The 21,479-nt window shown below is 70.6% G+C and carries 17 protein-coding genes and 1 pseudogene; 7 read left to right on the forward strand and 11 right to left on the reverse strand.

What is annotated here, in order from left to right; genetic code table 11:
- Positions 1-10 precede the first annotated feature (10 nt).
- From SPR02S_RS08565 to SPR02S_RS08575, 3 genes are read right to left on the reverse strand one after another with little or no spacing between them, the layout of a single operon-like run.
- Entirely contained in the window at positions 11-811 is an 801-nt protein-coding gene (locus tag SPR02S_RS08565) for a sugar phosphate isomerase/epimerase family protein (protein ID WP_052346950.1), read from the reverse strand.
- A gap of 35 nt (positions 812-846) precedes the next feature.
- Complete coding sequence (locus SPR02S_RS08570) at positions 847-2,001, reverse strand: dihydrodipicolinate synthase family protein (protein ID WP_019056535.1); 1,155 nt, start codon at positions 1,999-2,001, stop codon at positions 847-849.
- Positions 1,998-3,155, reverse strand: coding sequence for a Gfo/Idh/MocA family protein (locus SPR02S_RS08575; protein ID WP_026150348.1), 1,158 nt, complete (start codon positions 3,153-3,155; stop codon positions 1,998-2,000). The genes SPR02S_RS08570 and SPR02S_RS08575 overlap by 4 nt, the downstream gene beginning before the upstream one ends.
- Positions 3,156-3,413: 258 nt before the next feature.
- Here SPR02S_RS08575 and SPR02S_RS08580 point away from each other — a divergent pair, with 258 nt between their 5' ends.
- On the forward strand, positions 3,414-4,460 hold the full coding sequence (locus SPR02S_RS08580) for a LacI family DNA-binding transcriptional regulator (protein ID WP_019056537.1): 1,047 nt from the start codon (positions 3,414-3,416) through the stop codon (positions 4,458-4,460).
- 155 nt (positions 4,461-4,615) lie between these two features.
- Here SPR02S_RS08580 and SPR02S_RS08585 read toward each other — a convergent pair whose 3' ends face one another.
- On the reverse strand, positions 4,616-5,200 hold the full coding sequence (locus SPR02S_RS08585; protein ID WP_019056538.1) for a GNAT family N-acetyltransferase: 585 nt from the start codon (positions 5,198-5,200) through the stop codon (positions 4,616-4,618).
- Positions 5,201-5,326: 126 nt separating this feature from the next.
- Here SPR02S_RS08585 and SPR02S_RS60010 point away from each other — a divergent pair, with 126 nt between their 5' ends.
- Entirely contained in the window at positions 5,327-6,136 is an 810-nt protein-coding gene (locus SPR02S_RS60010; RefSeq protein WP_019056539.1) for a DUF4253 domain-containing protein, read from the forward strand.
- On the opposite strand, the gene SPR02S_RS08595 is transcribed toward SPR02S_RS60010, so the two are convergent.
- The gene (locus SPR02S_RS08595; RefSeq protein ID WP_019056540.1) at positions 6,133-6,696 is read right to left on the reverse strand and encodes a GNAT family N-acetyltransferase; all 564 of its coding nucleotides are present in this window, start codon (positions 6,694-6,696) and stop codon (positions 6,133-6,135) included. The genes SPR02S_RS60010 and SPR02S_RS08595 overlap by 4 nt on opposite strands.
- Positions 6,697-6,901: 205 nt before the next feature.
- Between SPR02S_RS08595 and SPR02S_RS08600 the strand changes: the two genes are divergently transcribed.
- The 3 genes from SPR02S_RS08600 (at position 6,902) to SPR02S_RS08610 (ending at position 9,988) form a co-directional block, all read left to right on the forward strand.
- Entirely contained in the window at positions 6,902-7,846 is a 945-nt protein-coding gene (locus SPR02S_RS08600; protein ID WP_019056541.1) for a bifunctional helix-turn-helix transcriptional regulator/GNAT family N-acetyltransferase, read from the forward strand.
- A gap of 17 nt (positions 7,847-7,863) precedes the next feature.
- On the forward strand, positions 7,864-8,664 hold the full coding sequence (locus SPR02S_RS08605; RefSeq protein ID WP_019056542.1) for a sugar phosphate isomerase/epimerase family protein: 801 nt from the start codon (positions 7,864-7,866) through the stop codon (positions 8,662-8,664).
- A 79-nt stretch (positions 8,665-8,743) separates the two neighbouring features.
- The gene (locus tag SPR02S_RS08610) at positions 8,744-9,988 is read left to right on the forward strand and encodes an MFS transporter (RefSeq protein WP_019056543.1); all 1,245 of its coding nucleotides are present in this window, start codon (positions 8,744-8,746) and stop codon (positions 9,986-9,988) included.
- On the opposite strand, the gene SPR02S_RS08615 is transcribed toward SPR02S_RS08610, so the two are convergent.
- From SPR02S_RS08615 to aroA, 3 genes and pseudogenes are all read right to left on the reverse strand, one after another.
- Entirely contained in the window at positions 9,966-10,556 is a 591-nt protein-coding gene (locus tag SPR02S_RS08615; RefSeq protein ID WP_019056544.1) for an RBBP9/YdeN family alpha/beta hydrolase, read from the reverse strand. The genes SPR02S_RS08610 and SPR02S_RS08615 overlap by 23 nt on opposite strands.
- Positions 10,557-10,659: 103 nt before the next feature.
- Positions 10,660-11,287 (reverse strand): annotated as a pseudogene (locus SPR02S_RS55440) (GNAT family N-acetyltransferase).
- 29 nt (positions 11,288-11,316) lie between these two features.
- The gene (gene aroA / locus SPR02S_RS08625) at positions 11,317-12,576 is read right to left on the reverse strand and encodes a 3-phosphoshikimate 1-carboxyvinyltransferase (RefSeq protein ID WP_019056546.1); all 1,260 of its coding nucleotides are present in this window, start codon (positions 12,574-12,576) and stop codon (positions 11,317-11,319) included.
- A gap of 402 nt (positions 12,577-12,978) precedes the next feature.
- Here aroA and SPR02S_RS08630 point away from each other — a divergent pair, with 402 nt between their 5' ends.
- Both SPR02S_RS08630 and SPR02S_RS08635 read left to right on the forward strand, forming a co-directional pair.
- Positions 12,979-14,808: a glycoside hydrolase family 3 protein gene (locus SPR02S_RS08630; RefSeq protein ID WP_052346949.1), complete on the forward strand. Its 1,830-nt coding sequence runs from the start codon at positions 12,979-12,981 to the stop codon at positions 14,806-14,808.
- A 111-nt stretch (positions 14,809-14,919) separates the two neighbouring features.
- The gene (locus SPR02S_RS08635; RefSeq protein ID WP_026150349.1) at positions 14,920-15,558 is read left to right on the forward strand and encodes a hypothetical protein; all 639 of its coding nucleotides are present in this window, start codon (positions 14,920-14,922) and stop codon (positions 15,556-15,558) included.
- A gap of 40 nt (positions 15,559-15,598) precedes the next feature.
- Here the strand turns inward: SPR02S_RS08635 and SPR02S_RS08640 are convergent, their stop codons facing one another.
- The 3 genes from SPR02S_RS08640 to SPR02S_RS08650 form a co-directional block, all read right to left on the reverse strand.
- Complete coding sequence (locus tag SPR02S_RS08640; RefSeq protein WP_019056549.1) at positions 15,599-17,023, reverse strand: S28 family serine protease; 1,425 nt, start codon at positions 17,021-17,023, stop codon at positions 15,599-15,601.
- A gap of 96 nt (positions 17,024-17,119) precedes the next feature.
- The gene (locus SPR02S_RS08645) at positions 17,120-17,506 is read right to left on the reverse strand and encodes a hypothetical protein (protein ID WP_026150350.1); all 387 of its coding nucleotides are present in this window, start codon (positions 17,504-17,506) and stop codon (positions 17,120-17,122) included.
- Positions 17,507-17,589: 83 nt separating this feature from the next.
- Positions 17,590-21,351, reverse strand: coding sequence for an ABC transporter ATP-binding protein (locus SPR02S_RS08650; RefSeq protein WP_019056551.1), 3,762 nt, complete (start codon positions 21,349-21,351; stop codon positions 17,590-17,592).
- Positions 21,352-21,479 lie beyond the last annotated feature (128 nt).

Here is a 21,479-nt window from a genome sequence, read left to right on the forward strand (position 1 = left end):
GGGGACGGGCTCAGCGGATCACGTGTTCCACGAACCTCGCGGCCGTCTCCGCCAGCACCTCCCGCCCGTCCCGCGCCCACAGCCCGTCGTTGAACAGTTCGACCTCGATGGGACCGGTGTAACCGGCGGCCTCGACGTACGCCTTCCACTCCCGCATGTCGATCGCGCCGTCCCCGATCTGCCCGCGGCCGTTGAGCACGCCCTCGGGCAACGGGGTGGTCCAGTCGGCGAGTTGGAAGGTGTGGATACGGCCGCCCGCGCCCGCCCGGGCGATCTGCGCCGGGGCCTGGTCGTCCCACCAGATGTGGTACGTGTCCACCGTGACGCCGACCTGCTGGGCGGGGAACCGCTCCGCGAGGTCGAGGGCCTGGGTGAGCGTCGAGACCACACAGCGGTCGGAGGCGAACATCGGGTGCAACGGCTCGATGGCCAGCCGTACGCCCCGCTCCTCGGCGTAGGGCCCCAACTCCCCCAGCGCGTCGGCGATCCGCTCCCGCGCGCCGTGCAGATCCTTCGAACCGGCGGGCAGACCGCCGGACACGAGAACGAGGGTGTCCGTGCCGAGCACGGCCGCCTCGTCGACGGCCCGGCGATTGTCGTCCAGGGCGCGGGCGCGCTCGGCCGGGTCGATCGCCGTGAAGAAGCCGCCCCTGCACAACGTTGTCACCGCGAGCCCCGCGCCGCGGACCAGCTTCGCGGTCTCCTCCAGGCCGTACGACTGGACCGGCTCGCGCCAGAGGCCGACGCCCGGGACGCCCAACTCCAGGCAGGCGTCGACCAGTTCGGGCATCGACAGCTGCTTGACCGTCATCTGGTTGATGGAGAAGCGGGACAGGTCGGCGGCGCTCACTGGGTCACTCCGTACAGGGCGAGCAGGTTCTTCATCCGTTCCTCCGCGAGCTTCGGGTCGGGGAACAGGCCCAGCCCGTCGGCGAGTTCGTAGGCACGGGCGAAGTGCGGGAGGGAGCGGGCCGATTGGAGGCCGCCGACCATCGTGAAGTGCGCCTGGTGGCCCGCGAGCCAGGCCAGGAACACCACGCCCGTCTTGTAGAAGCGGGTGGGGGTCTGGAAGAGGTGGCGGGACAACTCGACCGTCGGGTCGAGGAGTTCACGGAAGCCTGCCGTGTTCCCGGTGTCCAGGACGCGGACCGCCTCCGCCGCCAGCGGGCCGAGCGGGTCGAAGATGCCGAGCAGGGCGTGACTGAAGCCCTGGTCGTCGCCCGCGATCAGCTCGGGGTAGTTGAAGTCGTCGCCGGTGTAGCAGCGCACGCCCTGCGGCAGTCGGCGCCGGATGTCGATCTCCCGCTGAGCCTCCAGGAGCGACACCTTGATGCCGTCGACCTTGTCGGGGTGCGTGGCGATGACTTCGAGGAACGTGTCGGTGGCCGCGTCCAGGTCGGACGAACCCCAATAGCCCTCCAGCGCCGGGTCGAACATCGGGCCGAGCCAGTGCAGGACGACGGGCTCGGTGGCCTGGCGGAGCAGGTGGCCGTAGACCTCCAGGTAGTCCTCAGGACCCTTGGCCACGGCCGCGAGCGCCCGGGACGCCATCAGGATGGCCTGCGCGCCCGACGCCTCGACGAGGGCCAACTGCTCCTCGTACGCGGCCTGTACGTCGGCCAGGGACGCCGGGCCGGTGAGCTGGTCGGTGCCGACACCACAGGCGATACGGCCGCCGACCGCCTTGGCCTCGGCGGCACTTCGGCGGATCAGCTCGGCCGCGCCCGCCCAGTCCAGGCCCATGCCGCGCTGGGCGGTGTCCATCGCCTCGGCGACACCGAGCCCGTGCGACCACAGGTGACGGCGGAAGGCGAGGGTGGCGTCCCAGTCGACGGCGGCGGCCGAGTCGGGGCTCGTGTCGGCGAACGGGTCGGCGACGACGTGCGCCGCCGAGAACACCGTACGAGAGGTGAAGGGGGTGCCGGAGGTGACGGCGAGGGGTTCCTGGCGGGGCTCGTACGCCCTCAAGGCCCCACTGCTGTACGGGAGTTGGATGGTCACAGGGTGATCTCCGGAACGTCGAAACGGCGGCCCTCGGCGGACGACTTCAGGCCCAGCTCGGCGAGTTGGACGCCACGGGCGCCGGCGAGGAGGTCCCAGTGGTACGGGGCATCGGCGTAGACGTGGCGGAGGAACAGCTCCCACTGGGCCTTGAAGCCGTTGTCGAACTCGGTGTTGTCGGGGACTTCCTGCCACTGGTCGCGGAAGACCTCGGTGGCGGGGAGGTCCGGGTTCCAGACCGGCTTGGGGGTGGAACTCCGGTGCTGGGCACGGCAGTTGCGCAGGCCCGCGACCGCCGATCCCTCCGTCCCGTCCACCTGGAACTCGACGAGTTCGTCGCGGTTGACGCGGACGGCCCAGGAGGAGTTGATCTGGGCGATGGCGCCGCTGTCGAGCTCGAAGATGCCGTAGGCGGAGTCGTCGGCGGTGGCGTCGTAGGGCTTGCCGTTCTCGTCCCAGCGCTGCGGGATGTGGGTGGTGGCGATGGCCTGGACGGACTTGACGCGGCCGAACAGCTCGTGGAGGACGTACTCCCAGTGCGGGAACATGTCGACGACGATGCCGCCACCGTCCTCGGCGCGGTAGTTCCACGACGGGCGCTGGGCACTCTGCCAGTCGCCCTCGAAGACCCAGTAGCCGAACTCGCCCCGGATGGACAGGATCCGGCCGAAGAAGCCGCCGTCGATGAGCCGCTTGAGCTTCAGCAGGCCCGGGAGGAAGAGCTTGTCCTGGACGACGCCGTGCTTGATGCCGGCGGCGTCGGCGAGGCGGGCCAGTTCCAGGGCGCCGTCGAGGCCGGTCGCGGTCGGCTTCTCGGTGTAGATGTGCTTGCCCGCGGCGATCGCCTTCGTGAGCGCCTCCTCGCGGGCCGAGGTGACCTGCGCGTCGAAGTAGATCTCGACGGTCGGGTCGGCGAGGACCGCGTCGACGTCCGTGGAGACGTTCGCCGGGTCGAGCCCGTGCTGCTCGGCAAGCGCCTTCAGCGCGTGCTCGCGGCGGCCGACGAGGATCGGTTCCGGCCACAGAACCGTACCGTCGCCGAGGTCTAGACCACCCTGCTCGCGCAGTGCGAGGATCGAGCGGACGAGGTGCTGTCGGTAGCCCATGCGCCCGGTCACGCCGTTCATGGCGATACGCACCGTCTTGCGTGTCACGTGTTTCCCTTCGTCCACGCACGTTTCCACGTACGCCTCAAGAATCCAGCAAGCGCTTTCTATATATGCAGAAGCTAGCCTTTGCCCACTGGTCTGTACAAGACCGTGATGGGGTCGAGTTGTTCGAGGGGGCGAACGACCGGGGTAGATGGCCTTATCGTCTGCTCGGACGGGGGCTTCCTTCGGGCGGCCTGTGTACGACTGAGCAGCGTATGTACAACGGCGTACGACAAGATGCGCGACCGGAGGACGAACAACATGACGGTGACCCTGGCGGACGTGGCGGCCCGCGCCCAGGTCTCCCCCGCGACGGTGTCGCGCGTACTGAACGGCAACTATCCGGTCGCGGCCACCACGCGCGAGCGGGTGCTGCGGGCGGTCGACGAGCTCGACTACGTGCTCAACGGTCCCGCGAGCGCGCTGGCGGCGGCCACCTCCGACCTGGTCGGCATCCTGGTGAACGACATCGCCGACCCCTTCTTCGGGATCATGGCGAGCGCGATCCAGGGCGAGATCGGGGGGCCGGGGGGCCGCGCGGGCGGGGAACGGCTGGCGGTGGTGTGCAACACGGGCGGCTCCCCGGAGCGCGAGCTGACGTATCTGACCCTGCTCCAGCGCCAGCGGGCGGCGGCGGTCGTGCTGACCGGCGGCGCCATGGAGAACGCCCCGCACGCGGCGGCGGTCGCGGCGAAGCTGCGGAAACTGGGGGAGGCGGGGACGCGGGTGGTGCTGTGCGGGCGCCCGCCGGCGCCGGACACCGGGGCGTTCGCGCTGACCTTCGACAACCGCGGGGGTGGCCGGGAACTGACCGAGCACCTCATCGGCCTCGGCCATCGCCGGCTCGGCTACATCGCGGGCCCGGAGGAACGGACGACGACCCGACACCGCTTGGAGGGCCACCGGGAGGCGCTGGCCGCGCACGGGATCGTGGAGGATCCCCGGTGGACCGTGCATGGCCGCTACGACCGGCGGTCGGGCTACGAGGCCACGCTGGAGCTGCTGCGGCGGGATCCGTCGCTGACGGCCGTGGTCGCGGCGAACGACTCCGTCGCGGTGGGGGCGAGCGCCGCGCTGCGGGAGTCGGGGCTGCGGATTCCGGACGACGTCTCGGTCGCCGGGTTCGACGATCTGCCGTTCAGCGTGGATGCGGTGCCTTCGCTTACGACGGTGCGGTTGCCGTTGTCGGAGGCGGGGGCTCGGGCGGGGCGGATCGCGATGGGGCGGGAGGAGCCGCCGCCGGGTGGGATCGCCACGGTTCGGGGGGAGTTGATGGTTCGGGGGTCTTCGGGGGTGCCGCGGAAGTAAGGGGGGTCTTGGAGTTGGACGGTGCGGCGGGTTTTTGCCGGTGTCTGCCGCCGGGGACCTTCTCTGCGGAAGTGTGACAGTTCGGCGCGGAGTGCCACACTTCTACGGGTCACCTTGCCGGTGGGTGCTTCTCCGCGCATCGCTCGGCCCCGACCTCAGAGACCTCGGATGCAGGCATGCAGATGCATGTCGTGTCGGCCGTCGTCGTGCACGGCGGCGCTGCGCTTGGTGCCTTCCAGAAGGTAGCCGGAGCTGGTGGCGACCCTGCATGAGGCGTGGTTGCGGGTCGAGTGGTCCAACTCCAGCCGGTGGAAGCCGATCTCGGCCACAGCCCAGGCGGTCAGCGCCTTCAGGCCACGTGTGGCGACACCGGCGCCACGAGCTGCCGGGAGCACCCAGTAGGCCACGCCCGCTGTGCCGTCGTCGAAGTCCAGACCGCGCAGTGCGATCCGGCCGAGTACCTCGGCGCCGTCGCGGGTGATCGCCCAGTGGCCGCCCTTCTCCTGTTTCCAGTCCTGGCGGTATGCCTCGAACCACTCCCGGACCTGGCCCTCGGTGGAAGGCCGACGCGTGTGCCAGCGGCGGATCTCGTCGTCCTGGTAAGCGGCCAGGAACGCCGACGCGTCGGCTTCTTCCCAGGGGCGCAGCAGCAAGCCCCCGGTGACGGGGAGCACGGGTTGAGGTGAGCCGCCGAGCGAGCCGGGGGCGATGACGGGCGGCGTCGACAGAGCGCGGGTCATGGGCCAGGATCGCCCGAGGCCGACCACTCGCGTCAACCTCGCGGGCGGCGTGAAGTCCCGCCGCCCTGCGCCCACTTGACTCCGCCCCACCGTCCCGTTGTCAGTCCCTCCCCATATCGTCCCGGCATGGTCTTCCCCTTGCCCGATGAACTGTCCCCGCTCTCCGGCCGCTTCGAGGCGCGAGGGGAGGTGGAGGTGTGGTTCTCCGACGAACTGCCGGAGGATCTGGTGGAGTTGTGGCCCAGGCTGTTGGAGTCGGCCGAGGTCACGGGGCTGTATCCGTTCATCTGTTGGCGGGATGATCCTTACCAGGTCCAGGACTTGAGCGAGGTCGACGCGATTCGGCTCGATGACGTGCTCGCTGCGGACTTCGTCGAGTATCGGCGTCGGCGGCTGCCGTACTGGTCGAATCCGGCGGCGGGCGGCGACGTGTTGCCGGATGACGACGATCCGGAGGACATGGAGCCCTGGCCGCACGATCCGGGGCCGCCCTTCGAGACCTGGCCCGGGCTCGCGGCGGGCGACCCTGGCACGGGTGCCGGGGTGAGTGCGGCGGAGGCCGGCCGGTGGGCCGTGGAGGAGCTGCTCGGGGACGAACCCTTTGTGCACACCTGCCAGTTGGCGCTTGTGCCCGCGCGGCGTAGCGCCGATGCGTCGGCGATCGTCGGGTGGGCTGCCGAGGCGCCGGTTCCCTTGTTGTGTGCGTTGTTGCGGAGTTGGGAGGAGCGGTTCGGGGTGCGGGTCGTGTCGGGGTTCGGGGGTGCGCTGACCGTGTCGGTCGCCCGGCCGCCGCTTGATGTCCCGCACGCGGAGCAACTCGCCCTGGAACATGTGCTGTCGACCGCCGACAACATCGTGGACGATCCGCCGACGCCGTTCCCCGAGTACGCGAACGGGCTTGTCGGGCGGCATCAGTGGCGGTTCTGGTGGGACTAGGACGTGCCCCCGAATGGGACTGGGACGTGCTTCGGAACCTCCCCCATCCACTGTTCGGCGCCCCACGCCTCGTACCGCCCCACCTCGATGAACCCCAGTTTCGCCGCGAGGCGCAGTGAACGGGTGTTGGCGGTCTGGGTGCAGAGGAGCACCGGCTCGCCGGGGAGTGTGTCGGCGAACCAGGCGAGCGCCGCCGCGCATGCCTCGGCGGCGTACCCGTGTCCCCATGCCTCCGGCAGGAGCAGATAGCCGAGATCGGCCTCCCCGGCGTCCGGGCGGACCTGGCTCCGAAGGTCGCCCTCGCGCCGGTTGAACTCGACGGTGCCGATCATCGTTCCGTCCCGTTCGATCACGAAAAGGCCGGGGCGCCGCCCGGGTGTCTGCGGCACCGTGCGCTCCAGCTCGTCGCGCGGTCGAGGGCCGCCGAGGTAGCTGTTCACCTCCGGCGACGCGAACAGCTCGATGAACGCCGCGCGGTCCCGCGTCTCCGACTCGCGGAGTACCAGCCGCTCGGTCCTGATCGGGGCGGGTGGCCATGCGACGGGGCCGAGTCCGGTCATGGCGGGGAACCTACCGCACGCCCCTGAGCGTGCTCCGAAACCATGGAGGCATAGCTCCAACCATGGAGGCATAGCTCCAACCATGGAGGCATGGCTCCAACCGTGGACGCGCGGCCCTCCCCCGTACTACCGTCAGAACCGTAATACCTCTGACTGAGTCAACTACCCTGCGCGAGCACCGGGGACCGAGCACCGGGGATCGATCATGACCGTCCAGGACATCCGCGCCTTCAACCGTTTCTATACGAACGTCATCGGCGCCCTCGACTACAGCCGTCACCTCTACGCCCCCTTCACCCTCACCGAGTCCCGCGTCCTGTACGAACTCGCGCACTCCCCCCGTACGGACGCCGCCGATCTCCGTACCGAACTCTCCCTCGACGCCGGGTACTTGAGCCGGATCCTGAACCGCTTCGAGCAGGACGGGCTGGTCGAGCGGGCGCCCTCGGAGCGGGATCCGCGGCGGCGCCAGGTCACGCTCACCGAGCGGGGGCGGGAGACCGCCGCGCTGTTGGCCGAGCGCGCGGACGAATCCGTAGGGGCGCTGCTCGCGACCGTGCCGGAGGCAGACCGGCCGCGGCTGTCCGAGGCGTTGCACACCGTACGGACCATCCTGTCGGAGGACCCGGAGGACGTTCGGCGGTCCCGGCCCGAGGACGTCGTGCTGCGTGAGCCCGGGCCCGGTGACCTGGGCTGGATCGTCCAGCGGAACGCCGCGTTGTACGCCGCCGAGTACGGCTTCAACGCCGACTACGAAGGGCTCGTGGCGCGGATCGTCGCCGATTTCGCCGAGGATCACGATCCGCATCTGGAGCGGGTGTGGATCGCCGAGCTGGACGGGCGGGCGGTGGGGTGTGTGATGTGTGTGCGGGACGATGCCCCGGGGACGGCCCGGCTGCGGTTGTTGCTCGTCGAGCCCGATGCGCGTGGGCTGCGGATCGGGGATCAACTCGTCGCGGCGGTCGTCGAGTTCGCGCGCGGGGTCGGCTATCGCGACCTCGTGCTGTGGACGAATAACATCCTCGGGGCCGCCCGCCGCATCTATCAACGGCACGGGTTCGTCCTCGTCGCCGAGAAACCGCACCGCTCCTTCGGCCAGGATCTCGTCGGCCAGGACTGGCGGCTCGACCTGCACGGGACCGGTGAGTGACGAGTAGGGTCCCGAGTATGAAGCTCGCGTTCTCCACCCTCGGTGTCCCCGGCCTCCCCGTGGCCGACGTACTGGAGCTCGCCGTCACGCACGGCTACCACGGCGTCGAGTTGCGCGCACACCCTGAGGAGCCCGTCCACCCCGGTATCGACGCCTCCCAACGGGCCGACGTGGTCGCCGAGTTCAAGGCGGCCGGGGTCGAAGTCCTGGGCCTCGCCGGGTATCCGCGGGTGGCCGCACCGGGTGACGACGACGTCGTACTCGCCGAGATCCGTGAACTGCTGGAGCTGGCGCGGGACTTGGGTGCGCCCTTCATCCGCGTCTTTCCCGGCGGCGGAAGTGACCAGCCCGTCGAGGAGGCCGACGCCACCGCCGCTCGGCGGCTCGGTACCGCGGCGGAGTGGGGTGCCGACCTCGGCGTACGGGTACTGCTGGAGACCCACGACTCGCATCGGACCGGTGCGGACGCGCTCCGCGTGCTCGGGCCGGTCGGGCATCGGCAGGTCGGGGCGCTGTGGGACGTCATGCACACCTGGCTGGGCGGTGAGCAGCCGCCGGAGACGGTCGCCGCGCTGGGCCCGTATCTCGGATACGTGCAGGTCAAGGACATCGCGTCGGCCGACGACACCACCCCGCTGGCGCTCGGAGCCGGTGTGCTTCCGCTCGCCGAGTGCGTGGAGGTGCTGTCCCGGCACGAGTGGGACGGCTGGCTGTGCTGGGAGTACGAGAAGCGGTGGTACGAGGCCGCCGCGCCGCTCCCCGAGCTGCTGGCCGCCGGTCACGATCACCTGGCACGCCTGCTCAACGACTCCGCGTAAACAACTGGCGGCCCCTACGGGTCGCGGCTTAGGGTCCCCCGGTGCCTCCTCACCCCGCCCCGCGCCCTGTCATGCCCTCATGAGCCTCACCCGGACGTTGATCGACGTCCGGCCCCTGCGGACGTCCCCGGTGTTCCGGCGGCTGCTGGTCGGGCGGACGGTGTCCGTGCTGGGCTCGTTCATGACCTCGGTGACCGTCATGTACCAGGTCTGGGACATGACCCACAGCACGGTCTGGACCGGCGCGGTCGGGCTGGCGAGCGCGGTGCCGACGGTGGTCGTCGGGCTGTTCGCCGGTTCGTGGGTGGACCGCGGCGACCGGCGGCGCATCTTCCTCTTCAACACCGTTGGGCAGGCCGTCAGTTCGCTCCTCCTCGCCGTGCAGGGTTTCACCGGTCACGTCCCGGTGCTCGGCGTGCTCGCGCTGATCGCCGCGCAGTCGGGCTTCAGCGCGGTGGGCGGCCCGGCGTCGGGCGTGTTCATCCCCCGGCTGCTGCCGAAGGACCAGGTGGCGGCGGGGCTCGCCCTCAACACCATGTCCTTCACGACCATGATGCTCGTCGGCCCCGCGCTCGGCGGCCTGCTGATCGGCTGGGTCGGCATCGGCGCGGGTTACCTGGTCGACGCGCTCACCTTCCTCGTCGCTTTCTACGGCGCCTTCGGCCTGCCCGCGCTGCCGCCCGAGGGTGAGCCGTCGCGCGGCGGACTGCACGGCATCCTGGACGGCCTGCGCTTCCTGGCGGGCCACCGGGTGGTGCGCGGCGCGCTGCTCATCGACCTGGCCGCGACGGTCCTGGCGATGCCGGTCAGTCTGTTCCCCCTGATCAACTCCGAGCGTTTCGGCGGCGATCCACGCACCCTGGGCCTGTTCCTGTCGGCGGTCTCGGTCGGCGGCATCACCGCGTCCGTCTTCTCCGGCACCGTCACCCGGCTCGGCCGCCCGGGCCCGGTGATGCTGCTCGGGGCGAGCATCTGGGGTGCCGCGCTGGCGGCCTTCGGCCTGATGACGAACCCGTGGGCGGGGCTCGGCTGCCTCGCCCTGGCCGGTGCGGCCGACGCCTGCTCGGTGGTCTCCCGCAGCACGATCATCCAGACCCACACCCCGGACGCCCTGCTGGGCCGCGTCTCCGCCGCCGAACAGATCGTCGGCCAGGCGGGCCCCAACCTGGGCAACCTCCGCGGCGGCCTGGTCGCCGGCTGGACCTCGGGCGCGACGTCTCTGTTCACCGGGGGGCTGCTGTGCGTACTGGCGGTGGCGGGGGTGGGCGCGAGCACGCCCGAGCTGCGGGCGGGAGCAGGCGTCACCCCACCGGTCGAGCCGTGAGCCGCGCCGTCCCGTCCAGGCACCAGTCCAGTACGGCGGGCCAGGAGCCGTAACCGGCGACCAGGTCCAAGTGGCCCCCGCCCGGGACGAGTTCGGTGGGGATGCCGAACGGATCGCCGTAGGCGGTGCGGGCGCCTTCCGGGCAGTACGGGTCGTCGTCACCGGCGACGAGACGGACGTTCCCGGGGACGGTGAAGTCCGCGGCGGGCGGGACGAATCCGGCGACCTCCGGATACCCGGCTACGACGGACGCGGACGGCGGTCCGACCAGCAGCACCCGGTCGACCGCACCGCCCTCGACCAGCCCGCGGGCGACGGCGTGCAGCCAGAGCAGCGCGGAGGCGCTGTGCGCGAGCACGACCCGCTCGGAGTCGGCACCGCCCGGCAACTCGCCGAGATGGCGGCCGAGTTCACCCAGCCATACGTCCAGGTCGGGCTCGTCGGGGTCGGGCAGCTGAGGGTAGGTGACGTGGTGCCCGAGTGCGCGGAGCCGGTCGGTCAGCCAGTGCTGCCAGTGGTCCTTCGGACGGTGGTTCTGCCAGCCGTGGAGGATGAGGTAGGCGGTCATGAGGTCGATGGTTTCCGATCACCGGCCGAACGGTCCAGTCGGCCCAGTCGGTCCGCTGGGTCCACTCGGTCCACTCGGTCCACTCGGTCCACTCGGTCCACGATCAACTCAGGCTGTCCGCCCGCGCGTTGCCCCGCGCCGGCCGCGCCCGCACCCGTGCCTCCAACCCCGCCCGGCACTCCGGCCACTCCTCGGCCGTGATCGAGTAGATCGCGGAGTCCCGCAACCGGCCGTCCTCGCCCGGCGCCCAGGAGCGGGACCAGTTGCGCAGGACGCCCTCGAAGCGGGCGCCGACGCTCTGGATCGCCGCGCGGGAGCGGTCGTTGCGGGCGTCCGTCTTCAGGTCGACCCGGGATACGCCCCACTCCTCGAACGCGTGCCGGAACAGCAGGAGTTTGGCCTCGGCGTTGACGCCCGTGCCCTGCGCCGAACTCGCCAGCCAGGTGAACCCGACCTCGACGGCGTCGAGTTGATCGCCCGTCAGCCAGGAGCGGGGTTCCCAGAAGGCCGTGACGCCGACCGCCCTCCCCGTGGCCGTCGACACCTGGGCGTACGGCGCGAGTTGGCCCGTCGCCGCCCTGCCCAACTGGGCGTCGATGTAGGCCTGCACCTGATCCGCCCTCGGCACCCAGGTGAACCGCCACCGCCAGCTCGGCCGCGTGCCGGTGATCGAGGGGCTCCAGGCGCACCAACTCGCCTGCCAGGACCGGAGCCTTCAGTTCGAAACCCACCCGTTGACTCCTTGTCCCTGCGTCTCGGCCTATTCCGGCAACTGCGCTCGCAGCGCCGCGAACGCCTCGTGGAAACCCGGGAAAGTCTTCCGTACGCACCCCGGGTCGTCGAACGAAATACCGGGCACCCTGAGCCCGGTCACCGCGAAGGACATGACGATGCGGTGGTCGCCGTAGGACTTGATCTCCGTGCCCGTGACGGGAGTTGCCCCCGGCACGTCACTCGGCCGGATCTCGATCCAGTCGTCCCCCGTCGCCACCTCCACGCCCAGCCGCCGGAGGCCCTCCGCACAGGCCTCCAGCCGATCGCACTCCTTCACCCGCGTGTTGCCCACGTCCTCGATCCGGACCGGGCCGGAGGCGAACGGGGCGATCGCCGCCAGCGTCGGCATGGTGTCCGAGATGTCCCGCATGTTGACCGTGAGACCGCGCAGCTCGCCCGTGCCCCGCACCCGTGTGCCGTGCGCGTCGGTCTCCACCTCCGCACCCATGCGGCGCAGTACGTCGACGAAGCCGAGGTCGCCCTGGAGCGCGCCGGTGCCGAGTCCGGGGACCGTCACCTCGCCGCCGGTCACGGCCGCCGCCGCGAAGAAGTAGCTCGCGGTGGACGCGTCCGGTTCGATGCCGTAGGTGGTGGCCCCGTAGCCCCCCGGTGGGACGACGTACACCCGGCCGTCCCCTTCCCGTAGTACCTCCACCCCGAACTCCCGCATCATCGCGATCGTGATCTCGACGTACGGCGCGGAGACGAGGTCGGTGACCCTGATCCGCAGGCCCTTCCTGGTCAGGGGGCCCAGCAGAAGCAGCGCGGTCAGGTATTGGGAGGACTGGCCCGCGTCCAGGACCACCTCGCCGCCCTCCACCCCCGACGCCTGGATGCGCAGCGGGTGGTGGCCCTCCGCCTCCTCGTGGCGCAGGTCAACGCCCAGGTCGCGCAGGGCCTGGGTGAGCGGAAGGAGCGGGCGGCGGCGCATCTGCGGGGACGCGTCGAAGCGGAAGCTGCCGTGGCCGGCCGCCGCGAGGGTGGGGAGGAAGCGGGCGGTCGTCGCGCCGTCCCGGCAGTACACGTCCGCCTCCGCGACCGCGGGGCCCTGCGGGCGGCCGTCGATCTGCCAGGCGTCCGGACTCCGGCCCACGCGATAGCCGAGCCGGGTCAGGCCCTCGGCGAACCCCTCGGTGTCGTCCGAGCGGAGGGGGCGCCGGAGGGTGGTGACACCGTCGGCCGCCGCGGCCAGGAACAGCGCGCGGGCGGTGATGGACTTGGAACCGGGGATGTCGACTACGGGCATGCCCTCATGATCGGACGGTGCTCGCCCGCCCCGCCGGGACGTCCACGGGATGGACGACCACCGTTCGTCCGCGCGTACCTGTGTGTGACCGCATCCGTCCCGTTGTGCACGGGTTCACCAACTTCCGGGAATCGGCCACCAGGAGGGAACCCGCATCCCCTCCCCTCCGTCCAACCGGCATGCTGCCGGAAGAGTCTCCGCGGTACGGCGTCGGCCTCGCTGCTGGCTGCGAAAGCTGACAAACCCTCTCCTCCGTACCGCGGCCGGCGGCACGCCGTCATCGGCGCGCCCCCCTCCAACTGCGCCGATGGCGGCCCCTCAGCTGGGTACTGTGCGTTCCCTTGACTGGCAGAAACTTCCCGGATATTCGTGAAGTCGTGGAAGTTTCCTTCAGCGGATCCGATGATCCGAAGTGGAACACCTCCGGAAGGAGCGCACGTGCCCTCCAGACGTACCGTTCTCGCCGCGACCATGGGCGTCACCGCGTCCCTCGCGGTCGGCGGCACCGCCCACGCCTACGACGCCGACGACAAGACACTCCGCTCGCTGATCTCCCGTATGACGCTGCCGGAGAAGGTCGGCCAGCTGTTCGTGATGCGGGTCTACGGCCACTCCGCCACCGCCCCCGACCAGGCCGACATCGATGCCAACCTGAGCGAGATCGGCGTGCGTACCGCCGCCGAGCTGATCGCCAAGTACCGGGTCGGCGGCATCATCTACTTCACCTGGGCGCACAACACCCGCGACCCGCACCAGATCGCCGCCCTCTCCAACGGCATCCAGAAGGCGTCCCTCAGTCAGCCCCGAGGGCTACCCGTACTGGTCGCCACCGACCAGGAGCACGGCATCGTGTGCCGTATCGGCACCCCCGCCACCCTCTTCCCGGGCGCGATGGCGATCGGCGCGGGCGGTTCCCGTGCCGACGCCCGCACCCTCGGCCGGATCTCCGGCGCCGAGCTGCGCGCGATGGGCGTCAACCAGGACTACTCCCCCGACGCCGATGTGAACGTCAACCCGGCCAACCCGGTCATCGGCGTACGGTCCTTCGGCGCCGACCCGGACGCGGTGGCCGGCCTCGTCGCCGCCGAGGTGAAGGGGTATCAGAGCAGCCGGGTGGCCGCCACCGCCAAGCACTTCCCGGGGCACGGCGACACCGCAGTGGACAGCCACTTCGGATTCCCGGTCATCACGCACAGCCGCGAGGTGTGGGGGAAGCTGGACGCCGTCCCCTTCCGGGCGGCCATCGGCGCGGGCATCGACTCGATCATGACCGCCCACATCATGGTCCCGGCCCTCGACGACTCCGGCGACCCGGCCACCCTCTCCCACCCCATCCTCACCGGCATCCTGCGCGGCGAACTCGGTTACGACGGGGTCGTGATCACCGACTCGCTGCAGATGGAGGGCGTACGGCAGAAGTACGGGGACGACAGGGTGCCGGTGCTCGCGCTGAAGGCCGGGGTGGATCAGCTGCTCAACCCGCCGTCCCTGGACGTCGCCTGGAACGCCGTCCTCAACGCCGTGCGGGGCGGGGAGTTGACGGAGGCGCGGCTCGACGAGTCGATCCTGCGGGTGCTGCGGCTGAAGGCCCGGCTGGGGTTGTTCGAGGACGCGTATGCCGACCGGGCGGGTGTCGACCGTACGGTCGGGACCGGCGCTCACCTCGCCGCCGCCGACCGGATCGCCGAGCGGACGACCACCCTGCTGGTCAACAAGGCGGGGCTGCTGCCGCTGTCCCGCCGTACGCACGGGAAGGTCCTGGTGGTCGGCGCCGATCCGGCCTCCCCCTCCGGTACTACGGGGCCACCCACCGGTGTGCTCGCGGCAGCCCTCGGGGAGCTGGGGTTCACGGCGACCGCCCTCTCCACCGGTACGGCTCCTTCCGCCGCGACCGTCGCGAAGGCCGTGGCGGCGGCGCGTGCGGCGGATGTGGTGGTGGTGGCGACCTACAACGTCACGGCGGCCGACGCACAGAAGACGCTCGTCGAGCAACTGGTCGCCACCGGGAAACCGGTCGTGGCCGTCGCCGTCCGCAACCCCTACGATGTTGCCCAACTACCCTCGGTCTCCGCCTACTTGGCGTCCTACTCCTGGACCGACGTCGAACTCCGGGCGGCGGCACGGGTGATCGCGGGCCGGGTCCGGCCGCGCGGGAAGCTGCCGGTTGCGGTGCAGCGCGCGGACGATCCGACGCAGGTGCTGTATCCGGTCGGGCACGGACTGTCGTACTAGGGGTACGTTCCGCACCCGCCCCACCCCCGCCAACTGGCCCAAAGCCCCCCGCACGTCTGGCGTGCGCCCGCCACCGCGGGTCACGCTGGGCGGGGGCAGTCGGGGGGATCGATGCGTGAGCGATGGAGCGTGGGGGTGGTGTGCGCGCTGCTCGCCGCCCTGGTGACCGGCTGCTCGTCGGCGAACGGTTCCGACGCGGGGGAAGGCCGGCTCGGCGGGAAGGCGCCCGCGTCGTCGACCTCCTCGGCGACCACCCAACCCTCCGGCTACGGCACGGTGTTCCTCGGCGTCGACGAGTGCAGTTCCTTCGGTACGACGAGTTTCACCGAGGTGCCGTGCACCAGCGAGCGGGCGGCGGCCCGCGTCATCGCCCGCTACGACGGCGATGTGAGCGACGGTCCCGCGTGCCCGGCGATCACGGACTTCGTGCTGCACATCAGCGCTCAGGGATCCTCGGGCGGGGTCAGCGACGGGGTCATACCGAAGGGCTACGCCTGTATGCGCAACCTGGAGCCGCCGCACCCCGGCGACCCGGGTGGCGGGGGCGGGCCCCGCACGATCGTCGGTGACTGCGTCTACGGCTCGGGCAGCGGGCAGGTGCGGGAGACGGCGTGCGACGGCTCGGGTCAGCGGAAGCCGCAGTACAAGGTCGTCAAGGCCGTGCTCCGGCGCGCGAGTTGCCCGGCCTCGACCGCCCTGTACGTCCAGCTCGGCGGCGAGCAACCGGTGGGCTGCGCCCGGCCGGTGTAGTCAGGTGACTCTCAACGGCCGGGCACAGCACGGAGCTTGCTTACGGGCGCAGCGTCGGCTCGCGCTGCACGTCCTGCCGGTCCAGCTTCGCGTCGTACGGCGCCAGCGGCTTCGCCTGTGCCGTGGTGGTGGCCGGGACACCGGCCCACGCGAGGATGCGGGCGGTGGCGAGTGCCTTCTGGTCGGCGGTCAGGGCCGCGACGTTCGCGCCGTGGTTGAGGCCGGGCGCGGTGAAGACGTACGAGTCCTTCGAGCCCTTGCCGACGGCGAAGCGCTCCGCGCCCCACGGGTCGTTCTGGCCGTAGACGAAGAGCATGCGGGTGGCGTGGTGGCGGACCCAGCTGTCCACGTCCCGCATGGCGCCCGGCTGGAACTTCATCGGGATGGAGCGGGGGACGAAGTTGCGGGGCGGCTGGTAGCCGTAGTGGATGTACTTCTTCTCGATGTACGGGAACTGGATGGTGGGGGCGCCGAGTTGGGTGCCCGCCTGGTAGTAGTACGGGGTGTACGGGTCCAGGCCCTGGTCGGTGTAGAAGGAGAAGCCGGAGATCGTGTCGACGGAGGTCCAGATCTCGTCGTCGGTGGCGGCCTGTGCGTTCGCCGGGATGGTGTCGCAGTCGGAGACCAGGCTGTACTGCCAGAAGCCCCAGACGTAGTCGAGGACGACGGCTTCGTAGGCCTTGTCGAGGCTGCCGACGGTGGTGAAGGTGAAGCCGTTCTCGGCCGCGTACGCCGCGTACTTCTTCTCCAGCGCGTCCCTGCGCACCAGCGCCTCGCGCTGTACGGCGTCCAGGCGGTCGCGGCACTCCTTGGTGCCGACCTTGGTGAAGAAGCGGTCGTAGGCCGAATCCTCGTTGTTCACCACGTCGTTGGGGGCGACGTAGGCGACGACGCCGTCCATGTCGTGCGGGTAGAACCGCTCGAAGTAGGTGGCCGTCATACCGCCCTTGGAGCCGCCGGTGGCGATCCAGTTCTTGGTGTAGATCGACTTGAGGGCCTTGAAGACGCGGTGCTGGTCGCTGGCCGCCTGCCAGATGTCGAGCTTGGACCAGTCGGCCGGGGCGGGCCGCGACGGCGTGAAGTAGCGGTATTCCAGGGAGACTTGGTTGGCGTCCGCGATCCGGGTCGGTTCGCTGCGGCTGGGGGTCGTCGAGACGTTGTAGCCGCTGGTGTAGAAGACCGTCGGGCGTGAGACGTCCTTGTGCAGCACGGTGATCCGCTGCTGGAACGTGCCCTTGGACGGGTGCCGGTGGTCGACCGGCTGGGTGTAGTTCAGGACGAAGTAGCGGTAGCCGGTGTACGGCTTCTCCTGGATCAGGCTCATGCCGGGTATCGCCAGCAACTGGTCCTTGATGTCCGCCGTTTGACTGGCCGGGCCGGCCTGGGCGGCGGTGGCCACCCCGGCCGTGCTCAGCGTGCCTATGAGCACGGTGAGCGCCAGCAGCCATCTGAGCGCCTTGCGCATGCAGTCTCCCCTGTGAGGCAGTTGTGAACGGGAAGCTATCGGAGCAACTCCCGTCACACCAGAGGAGATTGTGCGGCTACGGTGCCGACCTGCGGTTCAGCAGAGGATCCAGCCCGAGCTGACCGAGCCGCCGCCGACCGCGCCCTTCACCCGTACGCACCGGTGCCCGGCGTGCACGGTGACCGGTCCGGCCCGGCGCGTGTACCGGCCCCTGTCGACGACCGGGCGGTTGCCGCGGGCCTGGACGCTGACCGACATGGTGCGCTTGGCGCCGGACCTCTTGGGGGCGGTGTACGCGCAGATGTACTCGCCCCGGCGGAAGACATGGACGGTGCCGGTGGAGAAGGGCAGCGTCACCACCTCCCGCCCCGGGCAGACCAGGGCCGCCTGGGCGGTGCCGGGGGCCGCGAGCGCGAGCAGTCCGGACACGGTGAGCACGGCCGTGCCGAGCGCCACCCGCCGTCGTAGCGCACCCATGTCCACAGTCACCCCTCCCGCACAGCACAGCAGCCGAACAGCGTACTGATGTACGGACGCAAGACGTATGTCGCATGGTTGCGCGACCGTCAGTGGGGTGCGGCGACCGGCTCCTCCGACTCGGGCGCGCCGATGAACGTGCGCCACAGCTCGGCGTAGTACCCGTCGAGCGCGAGCAGCTCGTCGTGTGTGCCGTCCTCGACGACCCGCCCGTGGTCCATCACCACGACCCGGTCCGCGCGGGCCGCCGTCGTCAGGCGGTGGGCGACGACGAGGGTGGTGCGGCGGCCTGCGAGGCGGTCGGTGGCCTGGTTGACCTGGGCTTCTGTGGCCAGGTCCAGGGCCGCTGTGGCCTCGTCCAGGAGGAGGATGTCGGGGTCGACCAGTTCGGCGCGGGCCAGGGCGATCAGCTGGCGTTGGCCCGCCGAGAGGTTGCGCCCGCGCTCGGCGACCTCGTGGAGGTAGCCGCCGTCGAGCGTGGCGATCATCTCGTGGGCGCCCACCGCGCGGGCCGCCGCCTCCACCTCGGCGTCGGTGGCGTCCGGGCGGCCGTAGGCGATGGCGTCACGGACCGTGCCCTGGAAGAGGTACGCCTCCTGGGGGACGACGCCCAGGTGGTGGCGGTACGACGTGATGTCGAGGGCGCGGAGGTCCGTGCCGTCGACCGTGACCCGGCCGCCCGTCGGGTCGTAGAAGCGGGCCACCAGCTTCACGAGCGTCGACTTGCCCGCGCCCGTCTCGCCGACGAAGGCGACCGTCTGGCCGGCCGGGATGCTCAACTCGACGCCCCCGATGGCCTCTGCAGTATCTGCCTCTTCGGCGGAGCCGTACGCGAAGTGCACGTCCTCGAAGGCGATGTCGCCGCGGAGAGACAGGACTTCCAGCGGTTCTTCGGCCGCTCGTGTCGACGTCGGTTCCTGGAGCAGCTCCTGGATGCGGCCCAGGGAGACGGTCGCCTGCTGGTAGCCGTCGAAGACCTGGGAGAGCTGCTGGACCGGGGCGAAGAACAGGTCGATGTAGAGGAGGTAGGCGACCAACGCGCCTGTTGTCAGGGTCGCGTTGTCCACCCTGCCCGCGCCCGCGATCAGTACGGACGCGGCCGCCACCGACGACAGCAGCTGCACGAAGGGGAAGTAGATCGAGATCAGCCACTGGCCCCGCGTACGGGCCTCGCGGTAGCTGCTGCTGCGTTCGGCGAACCGTCGGCCGCCGTCCTTCTCGCGTCGGAACGCCTGCACGATCCGCAGCCCCGACACCGACTCCTGGAGGTCGGCGTTGACCGACGACACGCGCTCGCGGGCGAGTTCGTACGCCTTCACGCTCGCCCGGCGGAAGAAGAAGGTGGCGATGACGAGGGGCGGGAGGGTCGCGAACACGACCAGCGCCAGCTGGATGTCGATCACCAGCAGGGCGACCATGATGCCGAAGAAGGTGACGACCGAGACGAAGGCCGTGACCAGCCCCGTCTGCAAGAACGTGGACAGCGCGTCCACGTCCGTCGTCATCCTCGTCATGATCCGACCCGTCAACTCCCGCTCGTAGTAGTCGAGTCCGAGGCGTTGCAGCTGGGCGAAGATCTTGAGGCGGAGGGTGTAGAGGACCCGCTCCCCCGTGCGTCCGGTCATGCGCGTCTCGCTGCGCTGGACCGCCCACTGCACAACTACCGCGAGCAGAGCCAGAATTGACGCCGACCAGATCGCGCCGATCGCCATCTTGGTGACGCCCTGGTCGATGCCGTGCCGGATCATGATCGGCAGCAGCAGGCTCATGCTCGCGTCCACCGCGACCAGGCCGAGGCTGATCAGCAGCGGGGTGCCGAAACCGCGCAGCAGCCGGCGCAGGCCGTAGGAGTCCTCGGCGCGTACCGCGCGTGCCTCGTCGATGTCGGGGACATCGGTCGCCGGGGGCAACGCGTCGACCTGGGCGAGGAGTTCGGGGGTCGCGGGCATCCCGGACAGCGCGGTGTCCTTGGGCTCGCGGTCGCCGGTCCACAGCCGGGGCGTGAGTCCGCGCTCGGCGTCGAACTCCGCGTCCAACTCCTCGCGTACGGAGGTGTCTTCGGCCGGTTCCGCGGCGGGCAGGGCGTGGCCCGGTGAGACGCCGCCGAGTTCGTCGGGGTCGGTGAGGAGGCGGCGGTAGAGGGGTGAGCGCGCCTGGAGTTCGTCGTGGGTGCCGATGTCGGCGAGGCGGCCGGCGTCGAGGACGGCGATGCGGTCGGCGAGGTTGAGGGTGGAGCGGCGGTGCGCGATGAGGAGGGTGGTGCGGCCCTGCATGACGTGTTTCAGGGCCTCGTGGATCTCGTGCTCGACGCGTGAGTCCACCGCCGAGGTCGCGTCGTCGAGGACCAGCAGGCGCGGGTCGGTGAGGATCGCGCGGGCGAGTGCGACGCGCTGACGCTGGCCGCCGGAGAGGGTGAGGCCGTGTTCGCCGACCGTCGTGTCGTAGCCGTCGGGGAGTTCCGCGATGAACCGGTCGGCCTGCGCGGCGCGGGAGGCGGTGCGGATCTCCTCGTCGGTCGCGTCGGGGCGGCCGTAGGCGATGTTGTTGCGGACCGTGTCCGAGAAGAGGAAGGAGTCCTCGGGGACCAGGCCGATCGCGGCGCGCAGCGAGTCGAGGGTGAGTTCGCGGACATCGTGGCCGCCGATGAGGACGGCGCCGTGGGTGACGTCGTAGAAGCGCGGAAGGAGGAGCGAGACCGTGGATTTTCCGGAGCCCGAGGAGCCTACGACCGCCAGAGTCTCGCCGGGGCGGATCTCGAAGCTGAGGCCGTTCAGGACGGGGCGGGTGTCGTCGTAGCCGAAGGAGACGTCGTCGAACTCGACCGTGGCCGGGGCGTCGGCGGGGAGTTCCTTGGTGCCGTCCGTCATGGAGGGCTCGGTGTCGATGAGTTCGAGGACGCGTTCGGTGCCGGCGCGGGCCTGCTGGCCGACCGTGAGGACCATCGCCAACATGCGGACCGGGCCGACGAGTTGGGCGAGGTAGGTGGAGAACGCGACGAACGTGCCGAGCGTGATGTGACCGCGTACCGCGAGCCAGCCGCCGAGCGCGAGCATCGCGACCTGGCCGAGGGCCGGGACGGCCTGGAGGGCGGGGGTGTAGCGGGCGTTCTGGCGGATCGTGCGGAGGCGTCCCGCGTACAGCCGGCGTCCTACCTCGCGGAGTTTTCCGGTCTCCTGGTCCTCCTGGCCGAAGCCCTTCACCACGCGTACGCCGCTGACGGCGCCGTCGACGACTCCTGCTACGGCGGCGGCCTGGGCCTGCGCGTACCAGGTGGACGGGTGCAGTTTGCTGCGGCTGCGCTTGGCGATGATGCCGAGGGCGGGAGCGACGGCCAGGGCGATCAGGGTCAGGGGGAGGGACAGCCAGGCCATGATCGCGAGGGAGATCACGAAGAGCAGGACGTTCCCGATGGTCATCGGGAGCATGAAGAGCAGGCCCTGGATCAGCTGGAGGTCGCTGGTGGCGCGGCCGACGACCTGGCCGGTGGACAGCTCGTCCTGGCGGCGGCCGTCGAGGCGGGTGATCGTCCCGTACATCTCGGTGCGGAGGTCGTGCTGGACGTCCAGGGCGAGGCGGCCGCCGTAGTAACGCCGGATGTATGTCGAGACGTAGACGAGGAGGGCGGCGACGATCAGGGCGGCTGCCCAGGGGGCCATGGAGCGGGTGTGGCCGGTGATCACGTCGTCGATGATCACCTTCGTGACCAGGGGGACGAGGGCGGTGACCGCCATGCCGGCGAGGGAGGCGCCCAGGGCGAGGATGACGTCCTTGGGGTGGCGCCAGGCGTATCCGGCGAGTCTTCTTGCCCAGCCTTGGCTGTACCCCGGTGTCTCCCCCTGTTTCGCTGCCACGCGGTGCCTTCCGTTCGCCCCTGATCAGGTGGTCTTTCGGAAGGCACCAACGCGGATTGAAGCGGATTTCATCCCTCCGCAACATTGCGCTTCGCGCGGGGGTCGTATTTCGAGTGCAGGCCCGCTGT

Origin of the sequence: Streptomyces prunicolor NBRC 13075, assembly GCF_000367365.1 — a bacterium.
Lineage (GTDB): Bacteria > Actinomycetota > Actinomycetes > Streptomycetales > Streptomycetaceae > Streptomyces > Streptomyces prunicolor.